The 24454-nt window shown below is 55.3% G+C and carries 25 protein-coding genes; 10 read left to right on the top strand and 15 right to left on the bottom strand.

Going from position 1 to position 24454, the window contains the following annotated elements; translation table 11 throughout:
- Positions 1-289 precede the first annotated feature (289 nt).
- Positions 290-517, bottom strand: coding sequence for a YgdI/YgdR family lipoprotein (locus C1N64_RS12005; protein WP_394514829.1), 228 nt, complete (start codon positions 515-517; stop codon positions 290-292).
- A gap of 31 nt (positions 518-548) precedes the next feature.
- Positions 549-782 (bottom strand): YgdI/YgdR family lipoprotein, encoded by a 234-nt coding sequence (locus C1N64_RS12010; RefSeq protein WP_033741212.1) that lies wholly within the window; start codon positions 780-782, stop codon positions 549-551.
- A gap of 219 nt (positions 783-1001) precedes the next feature.
- Here C1N64_RS12010 and uraH point away from each other — a divergent pair, with 219 nt between their 5' ends.
- The 5 genes from uraH (at position 1002) to pdxY (ending at position 5016) form a co-directional block, all read left to right on the top strand.
- The gene (uraH, locus tag C1N64_RS12015) at positions 1002-1418 is read left to right on the top strand and encodes a hydroxyisourate hydrolase (RefSeq protein WP_006119009.1); all 417 of its coding nucleotides are present in this window, start codon (positions 1002-1004) and stop codon (positions 1416-1418) included.
- Between the two features lie 275 nt (positions 1419-1693).
- Positions 1694-2008, top strand: coding sequence for an MliC family protein (locus C1N64_RS12020; protein WP_006119010.1), 315 nt, complete (start codon positions 1694-1696; stop codon positions 2006-2008).
- A 23-nt stretch (positions 2009-2031) separates the two neighbouring features.
- On the top strand, positions 2032-2688 hold the full coding sequence (pdxH, locus tag C1N64_RS12025) for a pyridoxamine 5'-phosphate oxidase (RefSeq protein ID WP_033741468.1): 657 nt from the start codon (positions 2032-2034) through the stop codon (positions 2686-2688).
- 136 nt (positions 2689-2824) lie between these two features.
- A complete protein-coding gene (gene tyrS, locus C1N64_RS12030; RefSeq protein WP_367143081.1) occupies positions 2825-4099 on the top strand; it encodes a tyrosine--tRNA ligase in 1275 nt (424 codons plus the stop codon).
- Positions 4100-4155: 56 nt separating this feature from the next.
- Positions 4156-5016: a pyridoxal kinase PdxY gene (gene pdxY / locus C1N64_RS12035; RefSeq protein ID WP_006119013.1), complete on the top strand. Its 861-nt coding sequence runs from the start codon at positions 4156-4158 to the stop codon at positions 5014-5016.
- 29 nt (positions 5017-5045) lie between these two features.
- Here the strand turns inward: pdxY and gstA are convergent, their stop codons facing one another.
- Positions 5046-5651, bottom strand: a complete 606-nt coding sequence (gene gstA / locus C1N64_RS12040) for a glutathione transferase GstA (RefSeq protein ID WP_174250611.1) — start codon at positions 5649-5651, stop codon at positions 5046-5048.
- A 153-nt stretch (positions 5652-5804) separates the two neighbouring features.
- Complete coding sequence (gene dtpA / locus C1N64_RS12045) at positions 5805-7289, bottom strand: dipeptide/tripeptide permease DtpA (protein ID WP_033741223.1); 1485 nt, start codon at positions 7287-7289, stop codon at positions 5805-5807.
- A gap of 597 nt (positions 7290-7886) precedes the next feature.
- Between dtpA and C1N64_RS12050 the strand changes: the two genes are divergently transcribed.
- Complete coding sequence (locus tag C1N64_RS12050; RefSeq protein WP_006119016.1) at positions 7887-8591, top strand: CTP synthase C-terminal region-related (seleno)protein; 705 nt, start codon at positions 7887-7889, stop codon at positions 8589-8591.
- 43 nt (positions 8592-8634) lie between these two features.
- Here C1N64_RS12050 and nth read toward each other — a convergent pair whose 3' ends face one another.
- The 9 genes from nth to ydgT all read right to left on the bottom strand — a co-directional run bounded on the left by nth (position 8635) and on the right by ydgT (position 16406).
- A complete protein-coding gene (gene nth / locus C1N64_RS12055) occupies positions 8635-9267 on the bottom strand; it encodes an endonuclease III (RefSeq protein ID WP_283786873.1) in 633 nt (210 codons plus the stop codon).
- Positions 9264-9968 (bottom strand): electron transport complex subunit E, encoded by a 705-nt coding sequence (locus C1N64_RS12060; protein WP_054633871.1) that lies wholly within the window; start codon positions 9966-9968, stop codon positions 9264-9266. The genes nth and C1N64_RS12060 overlap by 4 nt, the downstream gene beginning before the upstream one ends.
- Positions 9961-10593: an electron transport complex subunit RsxG gene (gene rsxG, locus C1N64_RS12065; protein WP_283788898.1), complete on the bottom strand. Its 633-nt coding sequence runs from the start codon at positions 10591-10593 to the stop codon at positions 9961-9963. Before rsxG ends, C1N64_RS12060 begins: the two co-directional genes overlap by 8 nt.
- Positions 10594-10596: 3 nt before the next feature.
- Positions 10597-11655, bottom strand: coding sequence for an electron transport complex subunit RsxD (rsxD, locus tag C1N64_RS12070; protein ID WP_394514830.1), 1059 nt, complete (start codon positions 11653-11655; stop codon positions 10597-10599).
- On the bottom strand, positions 11656-14364 hold the full coding sequence (gene rsxC / locus C1N64_RS12075; RefSeq protein WP_394514831.1) for an electron transport complex subunit RsxC: 2709 nt from the start codon (positions 14362-14364) through the stop codon (positions 11656-11658).
- Positions 14357-14935, bottom strand: a complete 579-nt coding sequence (rsxB, locus tag C1N64_RS12080; RefSeq protein WP_033741239.1) for an electron transport complex subunit RsxB — start codon at positions 14933-14935, stop codon at positions 14357-14359. Before rsxB ends, rsxC begins: the two co-directional genes overlap by 8 nt.
- A complete protein-coding gene (gene rsxA, locus C1N64_RS12085; protein ID WP_013025663.1) occupies positions 14935-15516 on the bottom strand; it encodes an electron transport complex subunit RsxA in 582 nt (193 codons plus the stop codon). Before rsxA ends, rsxB begins: the two co-directional genes overlap by 1 nt.
- Positions 15517-15639: 123 nt before the next feature.
- The gene (locus C1N64_RS12090) at positions 15640-16083 is read right to left on the bottom strand and encodes a DUF2569 domain-containing protein (RefSeq protein ID WP_033741245.1); all 444 of its coding nucleotides are present in this window, start codon (positions 16081-16083) and stop codon (positions 15640-15642) included.
- 107 nt (positions 16084-16190) lie between these two features.
- Positions 16191-16406: a transcription modulator YdgT gene (gene ydgT / locus C1N64_RS12095; protein ID WP_058701988.1), complete on the bottom strand. Its 216-nt coding sequence runs from the start codon at positions 16404-16406 to the stop codon at positions 16191-16193.
- A gap of 665 nt (positions 16407-17071) precedes the next feature.
- On the opposite strand from ydgT, the gene ytfQ reads away from it, so the two are divergent.
- From ytfQ to yjfF, 4 genes are read left to right on the top strand one after another with little or no spacing between them, the layout of a single operon-like run.
- Positions 17072-18028 (top strand): galactofuranose ABC transporter, galactofuranose-binding protein YtfQ, encoded by a 957-nt coding sequence (gene ytfQ, locus C1N64_RS12100; protein ID WP_394514832.1) that lies wholly within the window; start codon positions 17072-17074, stop codon positions 18026-18028.
- Between the two features lie 54 nt (positions 18029-18082).
- Positions 18083-19603, top strand: coding sequence for a sugar ABC transporter ATP-binding protein (locus C1N64_RS12105; RefSeq protein WP_367143079.1), 1521 nt, complete (start codon positions 18083-18085; stop codon positions 19601-19603).
- Entirely contained in the window at positions 19596-20612 is a 1017-nt protein-coding gene (ytfT, locus tag C1N64_RS12110; protein WP_033741250.1) for a galactofuranose ABC transporter, ATP-binding protein YtfT, read from the top strand. Before C1N64_RS12105 ends, ytfT begins: the two co-directional genes overlap by 8 nt.
- On the top strand, positions 20609-21592 hold the full coding sequence (gene yjfF / locus C1N64_RS12115) for a galactofuranose ABC transporter, permease protein YjfF (protein WP_058709196.1): 984 nt from the start codon (positions 20609-20611) through the stop codon (positions 21590-21592). Before ytfT ends, yjfF begins: the two co-directional genes overlap by 4 nt.
- A gap of 211 nt (positions 21593-21803) precedes the next feature.
- Here yjfF and C1N64_RS12120 read toward each other — a convergent pair whose 3' ends face one another.
- Both C1N64_RS12120 and C1N64_RS12125 read right to left on the bottom strand, forming a co-directional pair.
- Positions 21804-23456 carry a methyl-accepting chemotaxis protein gene (locus tag C1N64_RS12120; RefSeq protein WP_054687795.1) on the bottom strand — a complete coding sequence of 551 codons (1653 nt, stop codon included), beginning with the start codon at positions 23454-23456 and terminating at the stop codon, positions 21804-21806.
- Positions 23457-23946: 490 nt separating this feature from the next.
- On the bottom strand, positions 23947-24450 hold the full coding sequence (locus C1N64_RS12125; RefSeq protein ID WP_033741252.1) for an Lrp/AsnC family transcriptional regulator: 504 nt from the start codon (positions 24448-24450) through the stop codon (positions 23947-23949).
- Positions 24451-24454: the final 4 nt, after the last annotated feature.

Below are 24454 nucleotides of genomic sequence, written 5' to 3' on the forward strand. Positions count from 1 at the left end.
GCGGCATTCCGGAACGCAACCTGACGCTGTAAATAAAATGTCCATAAGAAAGAGATGCTAATGTGTTTGTGTTGTCGCAAAGCAAAGTGAGAGGGAATGAAAAAGGCCATAACAGGCGAGCGCCTGTGTCAGAAAGACAAAAGGATATATGAGCCATGATCATGCCGTGTAAATCGTTATTACACTGTTTACGACGATCGTTATTTCCGGATAAAAAGATATTGAGAGGGTGAAGCAATGAAGAGGCGGCAGGAAATAAAAAAGCCGCCCTGATCAGGCGGCAACGCTGTTATTTTGGCACTTCGGAAACGGCTTTAACGTCCGCTTTATTGATCTGCTGTTTCACACCATTGGCATCGGTATAACCCAGTAAACCGGCATCAGATTCAGACGGCTTACCGTCGCTGATAATAGTGCGGCCATCGTTGGTATGAATAGCGTAGCTTGTGCGGGTACAGCCTGTTAATGCGGTCATGCCGATCAAAACTGCCAGCGGTAAAATCAGAGTATTCTTCATATTATCCACCTTATTTCTGTGATTGAGTCCGTTAGTTATCAAGTTCACTCATATTGCTGATCTGATCGCGATTAATTTGTTCGGTTTTGCCTGTCTGGGCGTCACGATAGGACACCAGCCCCGTATCGCTGTCAATTTGAGGCTTACCATCGGTCACTATTGTACGGCCGTCTGACGTTTTAATGGACTGGTTGGAAGAACAACCGGCTAACGTTGCCAGAGAGAGGGCAAGCAAAACGGCAGCTGACAGGGATTTAGTATGCATTTCATCTCCTTGAAGTGGACCTTGAATTAAACAGCATAGTCGCTTTTGAGAATTTTGCAGGGCGGTGAGCGAAACAATAAACGCACTTGCGCAGAAAAAGCGCGAATAGCTAAAGCGTATTTATGCCTCTCAGAAATTTCACATTTAGCGCCTGCGGTTTGGTATTTAGTCTGCGGCCCTTTACGCTCGTTGACAGGTTAACGAAAAAAGGAATCGAGAATGAAATGGCAAATGGGTGCAGTTGCAGCGTTATTAATGGGTTCCGTTGCTTGTGCGGCAGAAACAACCGCGATGAAGAATCCGCTGAGTGTACACGTATTAAATCTGGAGACCGGCACGCCGACTCCCGGTATTTCTGTTGACCTCGAACATAAAGAACAGGGCAAGTGGGTTAAGCTTTCCTCAGGGGTAACCGATAAAAACGGCAGAATTAGTGCACTATTCCCGACAGATAAACAATATGAAACGGGCGATTATAAAGTTGTATTTAAAACGGGAGATTATTATCAGAAGGTTCAGCACGCGTCCTTTTTCCCGGAAATTCCGGTGATATTTCACATGGACAAAAGTGAATCGCATTACCATATTCCATTGCTGCTGAGCCCGTACGGCTATTCTACCTATCGCGGTAATTAATCCTCACCGGCAACGCCTGAATACCCGGGTGTTGCCGGTCTCTTTCGCCCCCTCCGCCCTGGTCATCGCCGCGCGATGTCGCGTTTTCCCGACCAAACCCTGGCTTTGCAGTCTTCACCTTGCCACGTCCGGACAAAAAAACTTTTGCTGCTACGGGTGCGATCATCGGTTAAATTGCCCCTCTGTGCCGGAACGGTTAACCTGCCGGTGCCGGAACCTTCATACCGAACAAAGCAGGGCGCGCTGTGCCTGCTTTACGTACAGGAGAATCGCTGATGCGAAAAGGATTAACTGTGGTTGCCATGGTCATGCTGTCAGGCTGCAGCCTGATGCACAAATCGTCGCCCGCGCCAGAAACGTTACACTATCGCTGTGGCACCTTGCCGCTCACCGTCACCCTGGATAACGCTAAAGATCAGGTCAGCTTTATCATGGATGGCAAACCGCTGACGCTGACGCAAACCGTTTCTGCCTCGGGGGCCCGCTACAGCGACGGACAGTATGTTTTCTGGTCTAAAGGAAACGGTGCTTTTATTGAGCGCAACGATAAAATCGTCGTGAATGACTGCGAGCTGCAACCGGCTGGTTAACGTTATCTGAGTGAGTGTGCATGATGAGTGACAATGAAATGCTGCAAAACATTGCCCACCTGCGTCGTGAATACACGCGCGGTGGTCTGCGTCGTAACGATTTGCCGGATAATCCGCTGGCGCTGTTCGAAAGCTGGTTAAAGCAGGCCTGCGAGGCACAATTGCCCGATCCTACAGCCATGACGGTAGCCACGGTCGATGAGCAAGGCCAGCCTTATCAGCGTATCGTGCTGTTGAAGCATTATGATGAACAGGGCATGGTGTTCTATACCAACCTCGGCAGCCGTAAAGCACAACATCTGGCCAACAATCCGCGTATTTCGCTGCATTTCCCGTGGCATTTTCTGGAGCGCCAGGTCATGGTGCTGGGCGAAGTCGAAAAACTGTCGCCGCTGGACGTCCTGAAATATTTCAGCAGCCGCCCGCGTGACAGCCAGATCGGTGCCTGGGTTTCGCGTCAGTCCAGCCGGATTTCTGCCCGCGGTGTGCTGGAAGCGAAGTTTCTGGAACTGAAGCAGAAATTCCAGCAGGGCGACGTGCCGCTGCCCAGTTTTTGGGGCGGCTATCGGGTAAAATTTAACACCATGGAGTTCTGGCAAGGGGGCGAACATCGCCTTCACGATCGTTTCCTCTACCAACGGGATAACGACGGCTGGAAAATTGACCGACTCGCCCCGTAAAACTGCGCTTTCCCCTTATCAGCGCTGGCACAGAAGCCGTCAGCGCTTTATGCTATAGCCCTCATTTTTTTCTTCCGCAACTCAGCGGAAAGCTGTGTACCAGCCTAGGTGCAGTCTGATCAATTTGGAGTCAGTGATGACCAGCAGTAACCTGATACAACAATTGCAAGAACGGGGCCTGATCGCCCAGGTGACGGATGAAGACGCGTTAGTCGAGAAACTGGCGCAAGGGCCAATTTCGCTCTATTGCGGCTTTGACCCCACTGCTGACAGCTTGCACTTGGGCCATCTGGTACCGCTGCTCTGCCTGAAACGTTTTCAGGACGCCGGACACAAGCCGGTGGCGCTGGTGGGCGGCGCAACCGGTCTGATTGGCGATCCCAGTTTTAAAGCGGCAGAGCGTAAGCTCAACACCAGCGAAACCGTCGGTGAATGGGTCGAAAAAATCCGTAAACAGGTTGCGCCATTCCTGGATTTTGACTGTGGTGCGAACAGTGCGATTGCGGCCAACAACTATGACTGGTTTGGCAATATGAACGTGCTGACCTTCCTGCGTGACATTGGTAAACACTTCTCGGTTAACCAGATGATCAACAAGGAAGCGGTCAAACAGCGTCTGAACCGTGACGACCAGGGGATCTCGTTTACCGAATTCTCCTACAACCTGTTGCAGGGCTATGATTTTGCCTGCCTGAACGAACTGCACGGCGTAACGCTGCAGATCGGCGGCTCGGACCAGTGGGGCAACATCACTTCCGGTATCGATCTGACACGTCGTCTGCATCAGAACCAGGTGTTTGGTCTGACGGTTCCTCTGATCACCAAATCGGACGGCACCAAGTTCGGTAAGACCGAAGGCGGCGCGGTCTGGCTGGATGCTAAGAAAACCAGCCCGTACAAGTTCTACCAGTTCTGGATCAACACCTCCGATGCGGATGTTTACCGTTTCCTTAAATTCTTCACGTTCCTGAGCATTGAAGAGATTACTGCCCTGGAAGAAGAAGATAAAAACAGCGGAACCGCGCCGCGTGCACAGTATGTCCTGGCCGAGCAGGTTACGCGCCTGGTTCATGGCGAAGAGGGTCTGGCAGCCGCGAAACGCATCACGGAAAGTCTGTTCTCCGGTGCGCTCAGTGACATGACCGAGGCCGATTTCGAACAGCTGGCGCAGGACGGCATGCCCACCATTACGCTGTCTGCTGAGGACGATCTGCAGCAGGCACTGGTTAAAGCGGAGCTGGTACCGTCACGCGGCCAGGCGCGCACCATGATTGGCTCAAATGCCGTATCGCTGAACGGTGAGAAGCAGTCGGATGCGGAATACCGCTTCCGCGACAGCGACAAGCTGTTTAACCGCTTCACGTTATTACGCCGCGGTAAAAAACATTACTGCCTGATCAACTGGCAGTAGCTTTTCAGGGCCGGTTTCCGGCCCTTTTTTATGGCAAGGCACGACAGGGTAAAAAAGTGAAAAACGTTTTAGCAATTCAGTCGCACGTGGTGTTTGGTCATGCAGGCAATGCGGCGGCAGAGTTCCCGATGCGCCGTATGGGCGTGAACGTCTGGCCGCTGAATACCGTGCAGTTTTCCAATCATACGCAGTACGGGCACTGGACCGGCACCGTCATGCCGGCGTCGCATCTCACCGACATTGTCAAAGGCATCGCCGATATCGACCGCCTGAAAACCTGTGATGCGGTGTTAAGCGGCTATCTGGGATCGGCCGAACAGGGCGAAAAGATTCTGGACATCGTGCATCAGGTAAAAGCCGCCAACCCTGAGGCCTGGTATTTTTGCGATCCGGTCATGGGGCATCCGGAAAAGGGCTGCATTGTGGCACCGGGCGTGGCGGAGTTTCACTGCAAAATGGCGCTACCGGCCAGCGATATCATCGCGCCAAACCTGCTGGAGCTGGAAATGCTCAGCGAACGCACGGTAACCAGTGTCGAATCCGCCGTTGAGGCTGCCCGCCTGCTGATCACGCAGGGGCCAAAAGTGGTGCTGATTAAGCATCTGGCACGGGCAGGACGCCGCAGCGATCGCTTTGAAATGCTGCTGGTCACCGCCGACGAAGCCTGGCACATCAGCCGTCCGCTGGTGGACTTTGGAGTTCGCCAGCCTGTAGGCGTGGGCGATTTAACCAGCGGCTTATTGCTGGTCGATCTGCTGCACGGACAGTCGCTGCAGGCGGCGCTGGAGCACGTCACGGCCGCCGTCTATGAAGTGATGCTGAAAACGCATGAGATGGGGGAATATGAGCTGCAGTTGGTTGCCGCGCAGGACGCTATTGCCCGGCCAACGCACTATTTTCCGGCAGAGAAGCTGTAAAAAAAGGGCCGGTAACGGCCCTGATCGTGTCAGATAAGGCCTTCCGCTTTTAGCGCGGCCTGAACCGATGGCCGTTCTTCAACGCGCGCAAACCACTGTTGCAGGTGGTTCAACGCGCTGACATCCAGGTTCAGCGCTTTCGCCCAGCGCGTCACCACATACAGATAAGCATCCGCGACGCTGAAATGCACGCCCATCAGCCAGGGCTTGTCCTGCAGTTCACCGTTTACCCAGGCAAATTTTGCCTCCAACTGACGGCGCACCAGCGCTTTGTACTCGTCGGGCGCATCGTTGCGGAACAGCGGTGAAAAACTCTTATGTAACTCACTGCTGATGTAGCCGAGCCACTCAATAGTGTGATAACGCGTCAGGCTGCCGACGGGGGCCAGAAGATGACGATCGGGCTTGAGATCGGCCAGGTACTGCACAATCGCCGCGCCTTCAGTCAGGACATTACCCTCACTCAATTGCAGCGCCGGTACCTGACCCTTGGGGTTGATTTGACGAAAATCATCCCCGCGCTCGGTGAGCTTGGTTTGCAGGTCGACATTGACCTGAGTGAAATCCAGACCACATTCACGCAGAACAATATGGGGTGAAAGAGAACAGGCACCAGCTTTACAAAACAGTTTCATCATGAAGCCACCATGTTGCGAGTCGTGTTTGCATAGTAATCCCCTGTGGCAGAATTACCAGTTATTAGCATGAGTAATCTACCAGGAACCGATCGGCGACAAAAACAAAAAAACCGGGCAAGGCCCGGTTTTTGCTGCGTGTCAAAATCGCACTCAGGCTTTTTCCGCTTCCGTCGTCTGCGTCATACGGTTCAGCAGCGGGGCCGTCACCAGCATCAGCACAGCGATGACGGCGGTGGCAATCCCGATCTGCTGGAACACTTTGCCGTACGTGACCAGCGAAATCAGCGGATCGGTAACGTTTTCAGGCACCGCCATCAGGTTGGCCACTTTACCGGCAATGACGGCAGCACCCGCGGTGGTCAGGAACCATGAGCCCATGATAAAGCCCATCAGGCGCTGTGGAACCAGCTGTGCCACCATCGCCAGGCCCAGTCCCGAAATCATCAGTTCGCCGATACTTTGCAGGCCATAGCTGAGAATGAGCCAGTTCAGGGACACGATACCGGCATCGCTGGCAAATTTCGCGCCGACAGGCAATACCAGGAACGCGGCAGAACACAGCACCATGCCGATAGCGAACTTGTGCGGCATCGGCAGCTTGTCGCCCAGCTTGTTATACACGGCTGCCAGAATGGGGCTGGCCAGCATAATCCAGAACGGGTTCAGCGCCTGGAACTGCTCTGGCGCAAAGGTAATGCCAAAAAGGGTGTGCTCAACGTTACGAATCGCAAAGAAGTTCAGCGACGTAGGCATCTGCATGTAAAGCACGAAGAAGACGATGGCTTCGACCATCAGCAGGAAAGCGACAATCATACGGCGACGTGCCGCGCCCTTCAGTGCGAAGGCTTCTTTGGCAAAGATCACCATAATGCCCAGCGCAATCAGGCCCAGCAGAATACGGGCAATGGCCTGATGGTGCAGCATCCAGTTAGCCAGGGCGATCAACACCACAATACCTGCCAGCGTCATCAGCAGTTTTCCGAACTGGAGTGGGGCAAAGTCCGGTTTGGAACCAAAGTCTTTCACCAGGCGCTTACAGAACAGGAAGTTAAGCAGCGTGATGACCAGGCCGATCACCGACAGCGAAAACGCCACGTTATAGCCATATTTTTCGGCTAACCACGGCGTCAGCATCATTGAAAACAGTGAGCCGATGTTGATGGACATGTAGAACATGGTAAAGGCGCCATCAATGCGCGGATCGTCTTTCTCGTAGCAGGTGGAAAGCAGGGAAGAGGGGTTCGCTTTAAACAAGCCGCTGCCCACCGCAATAGTCGCCATACCGATATAGACGACGCTGACGTTATGACCGGAGAAGGCGACAAGCGCGTAGCCGATGGCCAGCACCAGTACACCCAGCACGATAACGCGTTTGGTGCCCAACACTTTATCGCCCAGCCAGCCGCCGATAGCGACCAGACCATAAACCAGTGCGCTAAAGGACGAGAACAGGGTAATGGAGTCGGACTCCGACATGCCGAGCTGTCGAACCAGATAAACGGCCATAATGGCCTGCAGGCCGTAGTAGCCAAAACGTTCCCATAATTCGATTGAAAAGATCAGGTAAAACGCTTTGGGCTGTTTAAAAGCATTAAGGCTGACGGCCTCGTCGGTGTGTTTGTTTGCAGTTGACACTTGTACCTCTGTTATTTCATATCCTGCGTCGTGACAGGCATTCCGTCCGCGCCATGTGATCACACCATGGGCCAGATTTTTATTAGATGGGAAAAACGGCGACTAATTTGGCTGAATAAAGGCGGCAGGGCAAGCGTTTTCTACCTTCTGCCAGACAGGGTCAATATGGTGTTAAAACCTAAATAAATATTACTGATTGAAATTTTGTCATGTTTTCAGGTTTTTTATTGGTTCAAAATACCTGCGTGGGGCTTTTCAGATCGTCAATAATGACATTAACCACTAAACGGTGGTTGCGTAGAGCTTTGCTTTGGAAAGTGATCTTTCATCAGAATAAAGCGCCGGAAATGCGGCTTTTGACGTCGTTTCGCTGAAATAATCTGCATACTATGGTGCAAAACGACGCCGGGTGCGCAATAAAGTTGATTAAACTCACATTATTCGCCGTTATTTCAGCAGAAGAAAAATGGTTTCATCAGGAAATAATGCGTCCGGCCCTTAATTAACAGGCGTAAAAAACCAGCAAAAATGCGCTCACCTGCTCGACAGCGCACGCGCACTCACGTAGCCTCTTTATTTCCCAAAAAGGATGTTGCTATGTCGTTATCTTTACGTCTCGCCTTAGTGGGTGACTACCGCCCGGACGCTGTTTCGCATCAATCCATTCCCCTGGCGCTGGCGCGCGCCGCGGCGCACCTTGCCATCCCGATTGAGCCTGACTGGATTCCCACCCCGGATTTAGATGATCTGTCCGCCGTTACGCAGCATGATGCCGTCTGGCTGGTGCCCGGCAGCCCCTATAAAAACGATGACGGCGTGTTTAGCATGCTGCGTTGGGTACGGGAAAACGGTAAGCCCTTTCTCGGCTCCTGTGGCGGGTTTCAGTATGCGGTTATCGACTATGCCCGCCACGTATTGGGCTGGGAAGATGCCAGTCATGCCGAAACCAGCGAGACCGGTCGGATGGTGATTGCGCCGCTAAGCTGCTCACTGGTCGAACAGCGAGGGGAGGTCACGTTTGCACCCGGCTCGCGTATGGCCAGCGCCTACGGTGCGCTGACCAGCGATGAAGGTTATCATTGCAATTTTGGCGTGAACCCGGCTTTCAGTGCGGCGCTGCAGGGTAAAAACATGCGGATCACGTCCTGGGATCTGAACGGCGATGTGCGCGGCATTGAACTGACCGATCATCCTTTCTATGTCGCCACCTTATTCCAGTCCGAACGGGCGGCATTACAGGATAAGGATTCGCCGCTGGTGATGGCCTGGATGCGGGCGGCGCTGGCGCAGCGTCAGCGCTGAACAGTAAAACAGCCTGTGACCGGTCACAGGCTGTTATCCGGGCTTACTCGACCTTATCGGGATATTCACACAGGTCTTCAATCAGGCAGGACCCGCAGCGCGGTTTGCGCGCCACGCAGGTGTAACGCCCGTGCAGAATCAGCCAGTGATGGCAGTCGACTTTAAACGCCTTCGGCACGACTTTTAACAGTTTCTCTTCGACCTGCTCGACGTTCTTACCCGGCGCAAAATTCGTCCGGTTGCAGACGCGGAAAATGTGCGTATCCACCGCAATCGTCGGCCAGCCAAAAGCCGTATTCAGTACTACGTTAGCCGTTTTACGACCGACGCCAGGTAAGGCTTCGAGCGCGGCGCGATCTTCAGGCACCTGACCGCCGTGCTGGTCCAGTAAAATACGGCAGGTCTTAATCACGTTCTCGGCTTTACTGTTGAACAGGCCGATCGTTTTGATGTACTCCTTCACGCCGTCCACGCCCAGCGCCAGCATCGCAGCAGGTGTATTCGCCACCGGGTACAGCCTTGCAGTAGCCTTGTTAACGCTCACGTCCGTCGCCTGAGCCGACAGCAGAACCGCAATCAGCAGTTCAAACGGCGAGGTGAACTGCAGCTCGGTCGTAGGGTGAGGGTTGGCCTGCTGCAGACGACTGAGAATTTCAATGCGTTTCGTCTGGTTCACACGGCTTTTCCCGTGTTGCCCTGCGGCGCATCAAGCGCCGCGTCTTCTGCGCGACGCGCTGCGCGCTGCTTCATTTTCTGATCGATCACATATTTCCCCGCCAGCATCATGCCCAGACCGATAAAGGCACCCGGCGGGAGCATTGCCAGCAGCATTGGCGAGTTAAAATGAATCACGTCAATACGCAACACTTTAGCCCAGGGACCCAGTAACTGATCCGCACCGTTAAACAATGTGCCGCTGCCGATGATTTCACGGATCGATCCCAGTACCACCATTGCACAGGTGGCGCCCATACCGATAGCAAAGCCATCCAGTGCGGCAAGGGGAATACTGCTTTTCGAGGCCACGGCTTCAGCCCGACCCACTACGATGCAGTTGGTCACGATCAGCGGAATAAAAATACCGAGTGACTGATACAGACCGTAGGCGTAAGCGTTAATCAGCATCTGCACGCAGCTTACGACAGAGGCGATGATCATCACGTAGATAGGAATACGGATCTCAGAAGGCACCCAACGACGTGAGGCCGAAATAAAACTGTTTGTCAGGGTCAGCACCAGCGTCGTGGCAAGCCCCAGCCCCAGAGCATTGGTGGCCGTGGCGGTCACCGCCAGCAAAGGGCACAGGCCCAGCAGCTGCACCAGCGCCGAGTTATTTTTCCACAGCCCGCCGACCAGCAGGTTTTTCGCTTCACTCATTGGCGTCTCCACATTCGGGTAACGAAGAGAGTTTCCCTTTCAGGGATTCAATTAACAATGCCGTACGTTTGGTGGCATTCACGACGGCGCGCGGGGTAATGGTGGCACCGGTAAACTGGTCGAATTCGCCGCCATCTTTTTTGACGGCAAACGCTTTGTCATCTGGCCCGGTTACCACTTTGCCATTAAAACTGTTTATCCAGTCAGAAATCCGTAACTCGATTTTGTCCCCCAGGCCCGGCGTTTCATGGTGCTCAATCACCCGCACGCCGAGTACCTTACCGTGAAAATCCGCGCCGACCAGCATCTGAATCGCGCCAGAATAGCCATCCGGTGCGGTGGTTTCCAGGGCGGCGGCCACAGGTTCGTTGCCTTTTCGCGCCAGATAAAGATGATGAGGGCTGGCATTACCCAGTGCCGCATCAGTGACAACGTAACATTCCTGCTGAATGTGGTTATCGTACATATCGGTCGGCACCACCTGATCCAGCAGATTTTTTTGCTGTAACTGCGTCTGGTGCTCGACGGTGGGTTTGGTCACGGTATTTACAACAGCAGTGACGCCGGTGGTGATCGCGGCAAAGAGAGCCAGGGTCACGCCATTCTTGCGTATGGTGTCCAGCATCATTTAATCCTTTTGATGACCGTAAACGCGCGGCTGCGTGTAATAGTCAATCAGCGGTACGCATATATTAGCCAGCAGAACGGCGAAAGCAACGCCGTCCGGATAACCGCCAAAACTCCGAATGAGCCATACCAGCAGACCAATCAGGGCACCATAAATCAGACGGCCACGGTCAGTGGTGGAGGCGGTAACCGGATCGGTGGCGATAAAAAATGCGCCCAGCATCGTCGCCCCGGAAAACAGATGAAGCAGCGGACTGTTCAGCGAGGCGGGAGCCAGTAACCAACCAAGCGTGGCGCAGACGGTCAGCGACAGCAACATCGCGGCCGGAATATGCCAGCGAATGGTGTTTTTCCACAGCAGGAATACCCCGCCAAGCAGGTAACCCACGTTGACCCATTGCCAGCCCAGACCGGCCAGAACGCCGCTGTAAATGGGCTGGGCTAACAGTTGCTCTGCACTGTGGCCTGCGCGCAAGCCGGTTTTAAAGGTATCCAGCGGTGTGGCCTGGCTGACACCGTCTACGCCCAACTGCAGTTGCTGTAACGTATCGCCCGCCAGGGTATGACCCGTAAAGATCATGCTCAGCGAGTCCAGCACGCCGGGTTTAATCACCTGTAAGGCTTCTGGCGGCATCCAGCTGGTCATCTGAACCGGAAATGAGATCAGAAGAACGACATAGCCGACCATGGCCGGGTTGAAGGGGTTTTGTCCCAGGCCACCGTACAACTGTTTGGCAATAACAATCGCAAATACCGTACCGACCACCACTAACCACCAGGGGGCCAGAGACGGGATGCTGATCCCCAGCAGAATTGCCGTCAGCAGGGCGGAGTTGTCGGCCAGCTGAGGGGCGACCGGTGTGTTACGCAGGCGCAGGATAGCCGCTTCTGTCAGCAACGCTGTCAGCGAGGCCAACACAACCTGCAATAAGGTTCCCACGCCAAAAAAGTAGCACTGCGCGGCAAAACCAGGCAGCGCCGCCAGGATAACCAGCATCATGATGTTGCCGGTACTGCGGCGGTTATGAGTATAAGGTGAACTTGCGATACGGAACGCCATTTAATCCTCAGGTGTCAATGTCGATTGCGCTTTACGCGCTTTGGCACGGGCGACAGCCGCCGCAATCGCGGCTTTACGCGCATCGGCGGGGTGATCGAGTTCAGGTGCCTCTTCGGCTTCGGCATTGGCATGATTAGCCTGCTCCTGCGCCCTCTCTGCCTGCTCAACGTCCCTGTGCGCTTCGGCCGCCGCGACAGCCGCCTCACGGGACGCGTCTTCTGCCTGCGCCTGCGCGGCAGCGCGCTTTTTCGCTTTGGCACGTTCAATGGCGGCGGCTACCGCAGCTTTACGTGGATCTTCAGATGCGGTGTCGGCAGCCTCAGCGTCAGCCGCCGCCTGGGCGGCTTTCTCCGCTTTGGCACGTTCAATGGCGGCGGCTACCGCAGCTTTACGTGGATCTTCAGATGCGGTGTCGGCAGCCTCAGCGTCAGCCGCCGCCTGAGCGGCTTTCTTCGCTTTGGCACGTTCGACGGCAGCGGCCACCGCGGCTTTACGCGGATCGTCGGATGCGGTGTCGGCAGCCTCAGCGTCAGCCACCGCCTGGGCGGCTTTCTTCGCTTTGGCACGTTCGACGGCAGCGGCCACCGCGGCTTTACGCGGATCGTCGGATGCGGTGTCGGCAGCCTCAGCCACCGCCTGGGCGGCTTTCTTCGCTTTGGCACGTTCGACGGCAGCGGCCACCGCGGCTTTGCGCGGATCTTCAGATGCGGTGTCGGCAGTCTCAGCGTCAGCCGCCTGGGCGGCTTTCTTCGCTTTGGCACGTTCGACGGCAGCGGCTACCGCGGCTTTGCGCGGATCGTCGGATGCGGTGTCGGCAGCCTCAGCCGCCGCCTGGGCGGCTTTCTTCGCTTTGGCACGTTCGACGGCGGCGGTCACCGCGGCTTTACGCGGATCGTCGGATGCGGTGTCGGCCGTCTCAGCGTCAGCCGCCTGGGCGGCTTTCTTCGCTTTGGCACGTTCGATGGCGGCGGTCACCGCGGCTTTGCGTGGATCCGCCACCGCCGTTTCAGTCGTGTCCGCACTGTCAGGCGTCACCGGTTTCTTCGCTCTGGCACGCGCAATCGCCGCTTCAACCGCAGCCTTGCGTGGATCGGTCGTCTGACGACTCAGCGCCTGGGTTTCCGCCTGTACCTCAGCCTGTCGTAACCGGGCCTGCGCATGACGTGCTTCGGCAGCGGCATCTTCATTCTCAGCAGATTGTTTCGCTCTGGCGCGGGCTTTTGCCGCAGCCAGTTCTCCGCTTTCGCTGCGGGCTACGCGCTGTTTGGCTTCAGCATGACGTGCTTCACGCGCCTGCTTTTCCCGCTCCAGTCGTGCCTGGCGTGCCTCAAAACGCGCTTTCGCTTCCAGCGTGCGTTTGGCTTCCAGGTCGATGGCGCGCAGCTCAGCTTTTTCCTGGCGATAGTACTGCACCAGCGGAATGTTACTCGGGCAGACGTAGGCGCACGCACCACATTCAATGCAGTCATCAATGTGATGGGCACGGGCTTTATCGTGATCGCCCCCCTGGCTATACCAGTACAGCTGCTGTGGCAGCAGATTGGCCGGACAGGCGTCAGCACAGGCAGAGCAACGAATGCAGGACTGTTCCTGTTGCGTGTTGCCCATCTCAGTGCCGGACGGGGCCAGAATACAGTTGGTGATCTTCACGACCGGCACATCCAGCGACGGCAGGGTAAAGCCCATCAGCGGGCCGCCCATAATGACCATTTGTCCTGGTGAAGGGTGAAAACCGACCTGGTGCAACAGGTGGCTGATTGGCGTCCCTAAGCGGCTCCACACGTTCCGGGGTTGCGCGATGGCTTCACCGGTGAGTGTCACCACGCGCTCGGTGATCGGTTCGCCATTGATAATGGCGCGCTTCACGGCCCATGCCGTACCGACGTTTTGCATCAGCACGCCAATATCCGTAGAACGACCACCATGCGGCACTTCCATGCCGGTGAGTATTTTGGTCAGCTGCTTAGCGCCGCCGGACGGATATTTCGTCGGGATAACGCGGATCTGTAAATCCCGCTCACCACCCAATGCCTGCTTCAGGGCGGCGATAGCCTCGGGTTTGTTATCTTCGATACCAATCAGCACGCGCTCCGCCTGAAGCACCCAGGCCAGAATGCGGCATCCTTCCAGCACCTCGGCGGCGCAGTCCTGCATCAGACGATCGTCAGCGGTGATGTAAGGTTCGCACTCAGCCGCGTTAATGATCAGCGTGTTGACGCCCTGCAGGCCGCCTTTCAGTTTGGTGGCCGTCGGGAAGCCCGCGCCGCCCAGACCGGCGATGCCGGCATCATGTATGCGTTTAAGAATGGCGCTGCGTTCATGCTGACGGTAGTCCGGAAGCGGGGAGAGCGGCATCCAGCGATCGTCACCGTCAGGCGTCAGAAAAATACACAGCTCTGACAGGCCAGACGGGTGCGCTGTCATGTGCTGAGCGATAGCGTCAATGACGCCCGAGGTGGGCGCATGTACAGGCAGCATTCTGCCCTGTCCAAACGTAAGCGGCTGGCCGCGCAGCACCTTATCGCCAGGGGAAACGCAAATTTCGCCTTCGTGGCCAATATGTTGCTTCAGGGGAATGATAAACCGGTGCGGCAGCGGCAATTCAGCGAGCGGCGTGCCGTTGGACTGGGTTTTCATTTCAGGCGGATGAATCCCGCCCTGAAAATCCCAGATCTTCTCTTTTTTAAAGAAATTAAGCAGATTAAGCATGACTCTCTACCGGGATCACCCGAACAGGAATGGTATTCAGATCCCACTTCCAGTTGGCCGTGGTGGTGGCAACCGGACGCATTTCAATGCAGTCGGTAGGACAGGGGGCAACACACAGATCGCAGCCGGTGCAGACATCGCTCAGCACGGTATGCATGGCGCGCGTGGCACCGACGATGGCATCAACCGGGCAGGCCTGAATGCACTTTGTGCAGCCAATACAGTTTTCTTCGTCAATCCACGCGACGGTACGCACGGGCGCTTTGGCCTCGTCATCGCCATCGATCGGTTGTGGCTCAACATTGAGCAGGGCGGCCAGTTTAAGCATGGTCTGCTCACCACCGGGCGCGCATTTGTTAATGGCTTCGCCATTGTTGCCCACGGCGTCAGCATAGGGGCGACAGCCGGGGTAACCACACTGACCGCACTGGCTCTGCGGCAGCACGGCGTCAATCTGCTCAACAATGGGATCTTCTTCGACTTCAAAGCGGCGTGACGCGTAACCCAGCAGGGCACCAAAGACCAGGCTCAGGGCGCTCAGTACCGCCACCGCTATCCAAATTGCACTCATCAGAATTTCACCAGACCTGTAAAGCCCATAAAGGCCAGTGCCATCAGCCCCGCGGTGATCAACGCAATAGAATTCCCTTTGAAGGGGGCCGGGACATTCGCCAGAACCAGACGCTCACGCATCCCGGCAAATAACACCATCACCAGCGAGAAGCCCAGCGAGGCGCTGAATCCATACAGCGCCGCCTGAAGAAAGGTGTGATTGAGGTTAACGCTCAACAGGGGGACGCCCAGTACCGCACAGTTTGTCGTGATCAACGGCAGGAAAATACCCAGCAGGCGATACAGCGATGGGCTGGTTTTGCGCACCACCATTTCGGTGAACTGAACGACAACCGCGATCACCAGGATATAAGCCATGGTCCGCAGATACACTAAGTCCAGCGGAACCAGAATGAGGTGATTCACCAGCCACGCGCAAATAGAGGCCAGCGTAATCACAAACGTGGTGGCGAGGCCCATGCCAATGGCCGTTTCCAGCTTTTTGGAAACGCCCATAAACGGGCAAAGGCCGAGAAACTTCACCAACACGAAGTTGTTCACCAGCACTGTGCCAACAAAAAGGAGAAGATAATCGGTCATTTTTTCGCCTGAATACCAGAAAGCGGCTTATTATCATTGATAAAGCGCTGCATCACAACTCCATCGCATTATTGTCAGCCGCCAACCGCACTCAGAATTAAACTCTTGACGAAAACAGCAGCGTTATCGCTGAGTAAATGTCGCTTTTACCCGCGCGGAACGTTTGAAATAGGGAACAAAAACGGCGGCGGCGGCCAGTGAGAGTAGCAAAGTCTGCAACGCGCGTGCATCAGACACCGGCGTAAAGGCAAAGGTTTTCAGCGCCAGCAAAACGGTGATCAGCAACCACACGATATAGTGACGCGGCAGACGGTGCGAACGTTTAAAGAACATCCACACAACCCACATGCTGTAAGCCCACAATGCGGTGGCGGTCAATAATGAAATGGCCCAATAGCCCGTCACCAGCGAACGGTGGTTAAACAAGGTTTCGCGCCATTGCGCATCAAACAGTGGCGTCAGATACATGGCCATCACCAGCGCGGTGGTCAGCAGCGTCATCAGCAACCATGCCAGTGGCAGTAAAAGCCAGCCGCCAATACGTGGGGCTGTCATCGGGGTCGTCATTGCGGTTCATCCTGTTTCAACGTCGTCAGCGGGTCAGAATAGCATGTTAAGACAGACGCAAACCAACAGTGAAAACAGGAGGGCGGGAACAGGGGAGATGCGCGGGATTACACCACGTAGCGCCAGACTGACTTTGGTATGCAGCCCAGGTCGAACAAGCGGCCACCCGATGCGAGTTCAGCACGACGATGGTCGGCTGCCCGGTACATATTGATAATGTCTTTGTCGTCCGACAGCGAATAATTCAGATGGTCATACAGTTTTTCAAGACTTTCAAGGTTATTCACTTTGCGAAATTTTAACAGGTAATCGTGCGCAGTCATTTTTGTCATAACGAATCAATAAGAAAGAAGGCCAAGTATAGGGAGCCGCTTAACGCTGTCCAGTTCCGCGGATGAAAAAAAGCAAAAATCAGACAAACGTGGGGCATAGCTCGCTAAAGGTGAATTTTATCAGGTTTTGGATCGTCGCCATAATCCTGTTGCTGTAAAGCGGTGCATCCAGTTCCAACCTAAAAGAATCATTTCTCAGTCACAAGTCACTTTTTATCTGCTTTTATGTACGAATCGATTGTGTATAACTGCGATTCAGGGCCGGATAACAAAATAACCAGGATAAACCTCAGGCCAGTGCGGTCAGCGGAATCGTTTCATGCCGGAGACAGGGGATTTCTGTGTGTGCTGGAAATCACAAAACAGACTTTTCCCGGGGCTGAAAACGGGATGGCTCATTCTGTACGCCTGGCTGTAATCGTTTTCAGCAGTGTCACACTTAAGCGATTCTGTTTATTACATTTATTTAACGTAAGTTGAAAAAAGACACAGGCGTTTTGTCCATAAGCCCGCGCTGAGAGTATTCCGTTAATCAACGTAACCCCTTTAAATCGCTCAGTTTTGTGAGGCGTGTCGCCCTAATCTGCCCTTTTTTACGTCAGGCTACACAGGCACTTTACCCTGTACAGCAAACGCCCTTCAGAGGAAGAAAAACTATGTGGAAACGTTTACTCCTGACGACAATGGCCAGCGCCGCATTAAGTGGCTCAGTGTTAGCGGCGGAAATGACAGTGGGATTCTCACAGGTAGGCTCAGAATCCGGCTGGCGTTCGGCTGAAACCAATGTCGCAAAAAGCGAAGCCAAAAAACGCGGCATTAATTTAAAGATCGCCGATGGTCAACAGAAACAAGAGAATCAGATTAAAGCCGTGCGCTCCTTTATCGCGCAGGGCGTGGACGCCATTTTTATTGCGCCTGTTGTGCAGACGGGCTGGGAGCCGGTATTAGAAGAAGCCAAGGATGCCAAAATCCCGGTATACCTGCTGGACCGCGCCATCGTCGTAAAAGATAACTCGCTGTATCAGGCCGTTGTCACCGCCGATAACGTTCTGGAAGGCAAGCTGATTGGTGACTGGCTGGTAAAAACCGTCGGCGATAAAAAATGTAATGTCGTAGAGCTGCAAGGCACGGTCGGCGCGAGCGTCGCCATCGATCGTAAAAAAGGCTTTGCTGAAGCGATCAGTGGTCACCCGAATATTAAAGTGATTCGCTCTCAGTCTGGCGACTTTACCCGCAGTAAAGGGAAAGAAGTCATGGAAAGTTTCATCAAGGCCGAGAACAACGGCAAAAATATCTGCATGGTTTATGCCCATAACGACGATATGGCCATCGGGGCCATTCAGGCGATCAAAGAAGCCGGTCTGAAACCGGGCAAAGATATTCTGACCGGATCGATCGATGGTGTGCCGGATATCTACAAAGCGATGCTGGCCGGGGAAGCCAACGCTAACGTCGAGCTGACGCCAGATATGGCCGGCCCGGCCTTTGACGCGCTGGAAAAATTCAAAAAAGACGGCACCCTGCCACCCAAAATTATCAGAACCGAATCAAAACTCTTTTTACCTGCTGACGCGCAGGCCGAGTTAGACAAGAAAAAGAACATGGGTTACTAAGCCGCAGGCCGCCCTTCGGGGCGGTCTTCTTTGATGTAGGGCGGAGTTGACAGCATGACGACACACAATGAATCACCTCTTTTAGCCATCAACGGCGTCAGTAAAGGTTTTCCCGGCGTGAAAGCGCTGGACGATGTCTCTTTCAGCCTGCGCAAAGGCGAAATCATGGCGCTGTTAGGTGAGAACGGCGCAGGCAAATCAACCCTGATCAAAGTGCTGACCGGCGTGTACACCCGCGACAGCGGCACGATTACGTTAAACGGTCAGGCCATTTCGCCGCGCAGTACTGCTGAAGCACAGAAAATCGGTATCGGCACGGTCTACCAGGAAGTGAATATGCTGCCGAATATGTCGGTGGCCGATAATCTGTACATTGGGCGCGAGCCGCGTCGGTTCGGCATGATTGATCGTAAGCGCATGGTGCGCGAGGCGGATGCCCTGATGCGCAAATACGGTTTTGCACTGGACGTCACGCGGCCGCTTGGTCATTACTCCGTCGCGATGCAGCAGATTATTTCGATCTGCCGGGCGGTGGATCTCTCCGCCCAGGTATTAATCCTCGATGAACCCACCGCCAGTCTGGATGCGAGCGAAGTGGAAATGCTGTTCACCCTGATGACAGAGTTAAAACATCGCGGGATGAGCCTGATCTTCGTCACCCATTTTCTGGACCAGGTTTACCGCATTACCGATCGCATTACCGTTCTGCGCAACGGCAAGTTTATTGCCACGCACGACACCGCTACGCTGCCGCAAATTGAGCTGGTCAAACTGATGATTGGCCGGGAACTGATGGCGACCGCGCTGCAGCGTCAGGGCAGTACGCTGAAGAGCAACCAGCCGGTCGTGTCATTCGAAGATTATGGTAAGAAGGGCACGATCGAACCCTTCACGCTTCAGGTCCGGCCCGGTGAAGTGGTCGGGCTGGCAGGCTTGCTGGGTTCGGGGCGGACCGAAACCGCAGAGGTGCTGTTTGGCATTCGCCGCGCCGATCGCGGCACGGCAAAAATCAAAGGCAGGGTTGAATCGATCCGAACGCCCGCGCAGGCTTCCCGTCTCGGGATGGGCTTTTGTCCGGAAGACCGAAAAACCGACGGAATTATCGGGGCGGCTTCTGTCCGCGAGAACATCATTCTGGCGTTACAGGCGCAGCGCGGCTGGCTGCGTCCGATCAAGAAACGCGAGCAGCAGGCGATTGCCGAGCGTTTTATCAAAAGCCTGGGCATTCGCACACCGCATGCGGAGCAGCCCGTCGAGCTGTTGTCGGGCGGAAACCAGCAAAAGGTGCTGTTGTCTCGCTGGCTGGTGACAAAACCGCAGTTCCTGATTCTGGATGAACCCACGCGCGGCATTGACGTGGGCGCACATGCCGAAATTATCCGCTTAATTGAATCGTTATGTGCCGATGGGCTGGCGCTACTGGTCATTTCCTCGGAGCTGGAAGAACTGGTGGGCTATGCCGATCGCGTCATCATTATGCGCGATCTGAAACAGGTAGCAGAAATCCCCCTCGAGGCACTTTCTGTGGCGGCAATCGTTAACGCCATTGCTGATGGAGGTACGCAGCATGCTTGAATCACCGGTTACCCCGACCCGGGCGACACGTCGCACGTTCAGGCTGCCGCCAGGCATGCCGCAACTTATCGCGCTGTTGCTGGTGCTGTTGGTCGACAGCCTGGTTGCAACGAATTTCTTCGCCATCCATTTACAGGATGGCCGGCTGTTTGGCAGCCCGATTGATATCCTCAACCGGGCTGCGCCGGTAGCCTTACTGGCCGTCGGCATGACCTTAGTGATTGCCACAGGTGGGATCGATTTATCGGTCGGTGCCGTTATGGCGATTGCCGGCGCGACGGCCGCCACGCTGACCGTGGCGGGCCACAGCGTGCCGTTTATTATTCTGGTCACGGTGGCCAGCGGGCTGGCCTGCGGGCTGTGGAACGGCATTCTGGTTGCGTTGTTACGCATACAGCCATTTGTGGCGACGCTGATTTTGATGGTGGCCGGGCGCGGCATCGCCCAGTTAATTACGCAGGGACAGATCGTGACGTTTAACAACGACAGCCTGGGCTGGTTCGGCAACGGCGCGCTCTGGCTGTTGCCGGTGCCTGTCTGGATCACGATTGCGGTCGCGCTGCTGGTCTGGCTGCTGGTGCGTAAAACGGCCCTTGGGTTGTTTATCGAAGCCGTCGGGATCAACCTGCGCGCTGCGCGTAATGCGGGCGTGAATGGCTGGCTGGTTGTGATGTCCACCTATGCCATCAGCGGAATCTGCGCAGCGGTGGCGGGGCTGATTGTGGCGGCCGATATTCGCGGGGCCGATGCGAACAACGCGGGGCTGTGGCTGGAGCTGGACGCCATTCTGGCTGTGGTGATTGGCGGTGCCTCGCTGATGGGCGGGCGATTTAACATTCTGCTGTCGCTGATAGGGGCACTGATTATTCAGGCGATGAATACCGGTATTTTACTGTCGGGCTTTCCGCCGGAACTTAATCAGGTGGTGAAGGCGGTGGTGGTGATGTGTGTACTGCTGCTGCAATCCCCGCGCTTTATTGCGATGTTTAAACGGAGACGTGCATCATGATTAAACGTCATCTGCCTTTAATGATTACGCTGCTGGTGTTTGTACTCGGCTATCTGTTTTGCCTGAGCCAGTTTCCCGGTTTTGCCTCGACGCGGGTCATCTGTAATATTCTGACGGATAACGCGTTTCTGGGCATTATCGCGGTGGGCATGACCTTTGTGATTCTGTCGGGCGGCATCGATCTGTCTGTGGGGGCCGTCATCGCGTTTTCTGGCGTATTCCTGGCCAAAGTCATCGGCGATTATCACCTTAATCCGCTGGTGGCCTTTGCCCTGGTCCTCTGCATGGGGGCGCTGTTTGGTGCGATGATGGGCTGGCTAATCGACGCACTCAAAATCCCTGCGTTTATTATTACGTTGGCGGGCATGTTTTTCCTGCGTGGATGCAGCTATCTGGTCTCCGAAAACTCCATTCCGATTGATCATCCGCTGTACGCCACGCTTTCCGGCCTGGCCTGGAAAGTGCCGGGCGGCGGGCGGCTCAGTTTGCTGGCGCTGATCATGTTGCTGGTGGTTGTAGGCGGAATGATTCTGGCGCACCGCACCCGGTTTGGCAATCAGGTGTACGCCATCGGGGGCAATGTGACCTCGGCGCAGCTGATGGGCATTTCAACCCGCGCCACAACCGTCAAAATCTACATGTTGTCGACTACCTTAGCCACGCTGGCGGGCATTGTGTTTTCCATCTACACCTCTGCGGGTTATGCGCTGGCCGGGCTGGGCGTTGAGCTGGATGCCATCGCCTCTGTCGTCATCGGGGGAACCCTGCTGTCCGGTGGTGTAGGGACCCTTCTCGGCACGTTATTTGGCGTCCTGATTCAGGGGCTGATTCAGACCTGGATTAACTTCGACGGCACGCTCAGTTCCTGGTGGACCAAAATCGCCATTGGCATCCTGCTGTTTGCCTTTATCGCCCTGCAACGGTTACTCACCGTAATGTGGGACAGGCAGCAGAATGCACCGGTGAAGCGGCTGAGTTGACGTCAGGCAGGTGCATGAGAAAGCGGCGCTGCGGCGCCGCTTTTGTCGGTGTCGGGCAGGGAAGACGGACGCGACGAACCTGCGGCAACCTTACCGTCATCTCAGACGCGAGCATCAACGATGAGGGCTCGGGCACAGGGGGAATAAGCCCGCACGGCCGCCGGGCTCTGTCTTTGAAACCGCCGCGCCGGTACCCGACGCGGTAAGGTTATTAAAAGCTCGTCCAGCCGTCGTCGGCATTGTCCGCCTTCGTGGTAACCGCCTTCGTCTGGCGTGGAGACATGACCGTGGGCGCGACACCGGCCGTCGCCACCGTGGTCGCCGGAGAACCCAGGCTGAACACGGAAACGGCCTGTAACAGCATGTCGGCCTGTTCTTTCAGACTGGATGCGGCAGATGCGGATTCTTCCACCAGTGACGCATTCTGCTGTGTGGTGCTGTCCATTTCCGTCACGGCGGTGCCCACTTGCTCAATGCCACGCGCCTGTTCGGCACTGGCAGTGGTAATCTCTTCTACCGTATCTGTCAGTTTGCCCACAGCAGACAGAATGCCTGACATGGTTTCAGACGCGTGAACGACCAGTTCATTTCCCTGGCCTACGCTTTGGGCGTTTGCCGCGATCAGCTGGCGAATTTCACCGGCTGCGGTGGCGCTGCGCTGTGCCAGCGATCGCACTTCACTGGCGACGACCGCAAAGCCTTTGCCGTGCTCGCCTGCACGGGCGGCTTCCACCGCGGCATTAAGCGCAAGGATATTGGTCTGGAAAGCGATCCCGTCGATAACGGCGGTAATTTCAGCGATACGGCCGGAGCTGTCGCTGATGGATTTCATGGTGCCGGTGATCGCCTCTGTCGCGTCACTGCCTTTATTGGCCACTTCCCGCACACTGACCGCCAGTTGCCCCGCCTGACGGGCATTGTCGACGTTATTTTTGACCGTCATACCCAACTGCGTCATCGTTGCGGCGGTCTGTTCCAGCGAGCTGGCCTGTTCTTCGGTACGTTGTGAAAGCTCTGCATTACCCTGAGCAATCTGTGTGCTGGCCGAGGCAACACTCTCCGCGTTTTTCCTGACCAGGCTGACCGTATTGATTAGCGAATCCTGCATTTCGCGGATGGCGGACAACAGTTTGCCCGTTTCATCTTTACCCGTGGCTACGACCACACCACTCAGATCGCCGTGGGACACGCGATAGGCGGCCTCAACCGCTTCTTTCAGTGGACGTGTAATACTGCGGGTGATAATCGCGGCGGATATGGCGGCCAACAGCAGCGCAACAATCCCGGCAATAATGAGTATCATCAGCGCATCGGCGCGATCTTCCCCCGATTTGTCGGCCGCGTATTTCATGCGCGCTTCCTGAAACGTCTGCATCTCTTTCAGCGACGCCATGAAGTCACCCTGCGTCTGGTAACGGGGGCCAAAAAGCAGCTGCGTCGCCTCATCACTTTTTCCCTGCTGAGCCAGCGCGACAACCTCATCGATAAAAGGCAGGAACAGGGCTGAGCGGGCGTTCAGTTGGTCAAAAATCGCTTTGCCCTGAGACGTGCTGACCTGATTGCCCATCTGCGCGATCAGCGTATCCACTTCATGACGTTCCCCACGGTAATCACTTATGGCTTTCTCTCTTTTCGTCACGTCTTTAAGAAGAATGGCATTTCGTGCCAGACGGCTCATATCAGAGGTGTAATAGCGCAACGCAGCAGACGAGGAGGATTTGCTGTAGAGCGCGCCCGAGATCTCATCATTGGCGTTGCCGAGTGAGTTAATTTTTATCACGCCGATCAGGACCATAAAAATAACCAGCAGCGCCATAAAGCCGAAGGCGGCCCCAAGCCGTATTCCAATTCTGATGTTGTTCATATGCATTCCATAGTGTCAGGCCCCGGCATGAACGAGCCCGATGGGCGAGCTGATGCGAAAATGTTTTACGTAAAGGTCGGAAGGTGATCGGTATAAAATTTTGTAAGGTTAACTATCGCCAGTCGTGGTATCGGCATTATGCGACAAAGGCTTTAGGTGAAATATTCACGTTGAGTAACATTTACCCATGTGAATAATTTGTTAAATAAAGCACGGCTGAGTGGTTGTCTTATGGCCTCGTGCGGCACATCGTCAGAACGAGACCGCTAAAAGCCGTGACAGGCGTAAACTGCCAGGTTCAGAAAGGGCGTAACCCGTCGGGTGAGGAAAAAACGTATCTGTGTCGATATGGCCGCCAGACAGCAGCGGTAGCGGGCGCAAAACGGCCGGACAGGGCGCGGACCCACACCGCAACGAAACAGACGGAAAGGCGGTTCAACGGTTGATGTCTCAGGTAACGCCCGTCCCCGTGCACAGGCCCGTTACTTGCCTATTCCCAGCTGCAGTTTCCGTTGGCAATTTCGCTCAACGGTTCTTCCCGCCACGGCCAGGGGTGCCTGAGCACCACGCGGCTGGCGAATTTGGCAATGCCGATTTCGTCGTCCAGCAGCCGCGCCATTAAATCCTGAAACCGGTAAAGGTTGGGGGCGATGATTTTCAACAGATAATCGTAGCCGCCGCTAATGTTGTAGCACTCGACAATCTCCCGATACTGACGGGCACCGGTTTCAAACCGCAGGAAATCAGCAGGGTAATGACTCGCCAGGGTGATCTCGGAGAACACCACCAGATTGCAGCCCAGTTTATTCAGTGAAATCCGGGCGGCATAACCGGCAATAATGCCGCTCTGCTCCAGACGGCGGGTTCGCGCCAGACAGGGACTGGGGCTGAGGTTTATTGCCTCAGCCAGTTCGACAATCGAACAGCGCCCCTCGCGTTGCAGATGCTCAAGTATCCGGATATCGGTGCGGTCAGGGAGCCTGGCATGTGACATAGAT

Source organism: Pantoea sp. SGAir0215, assembly GCF_043543215.1.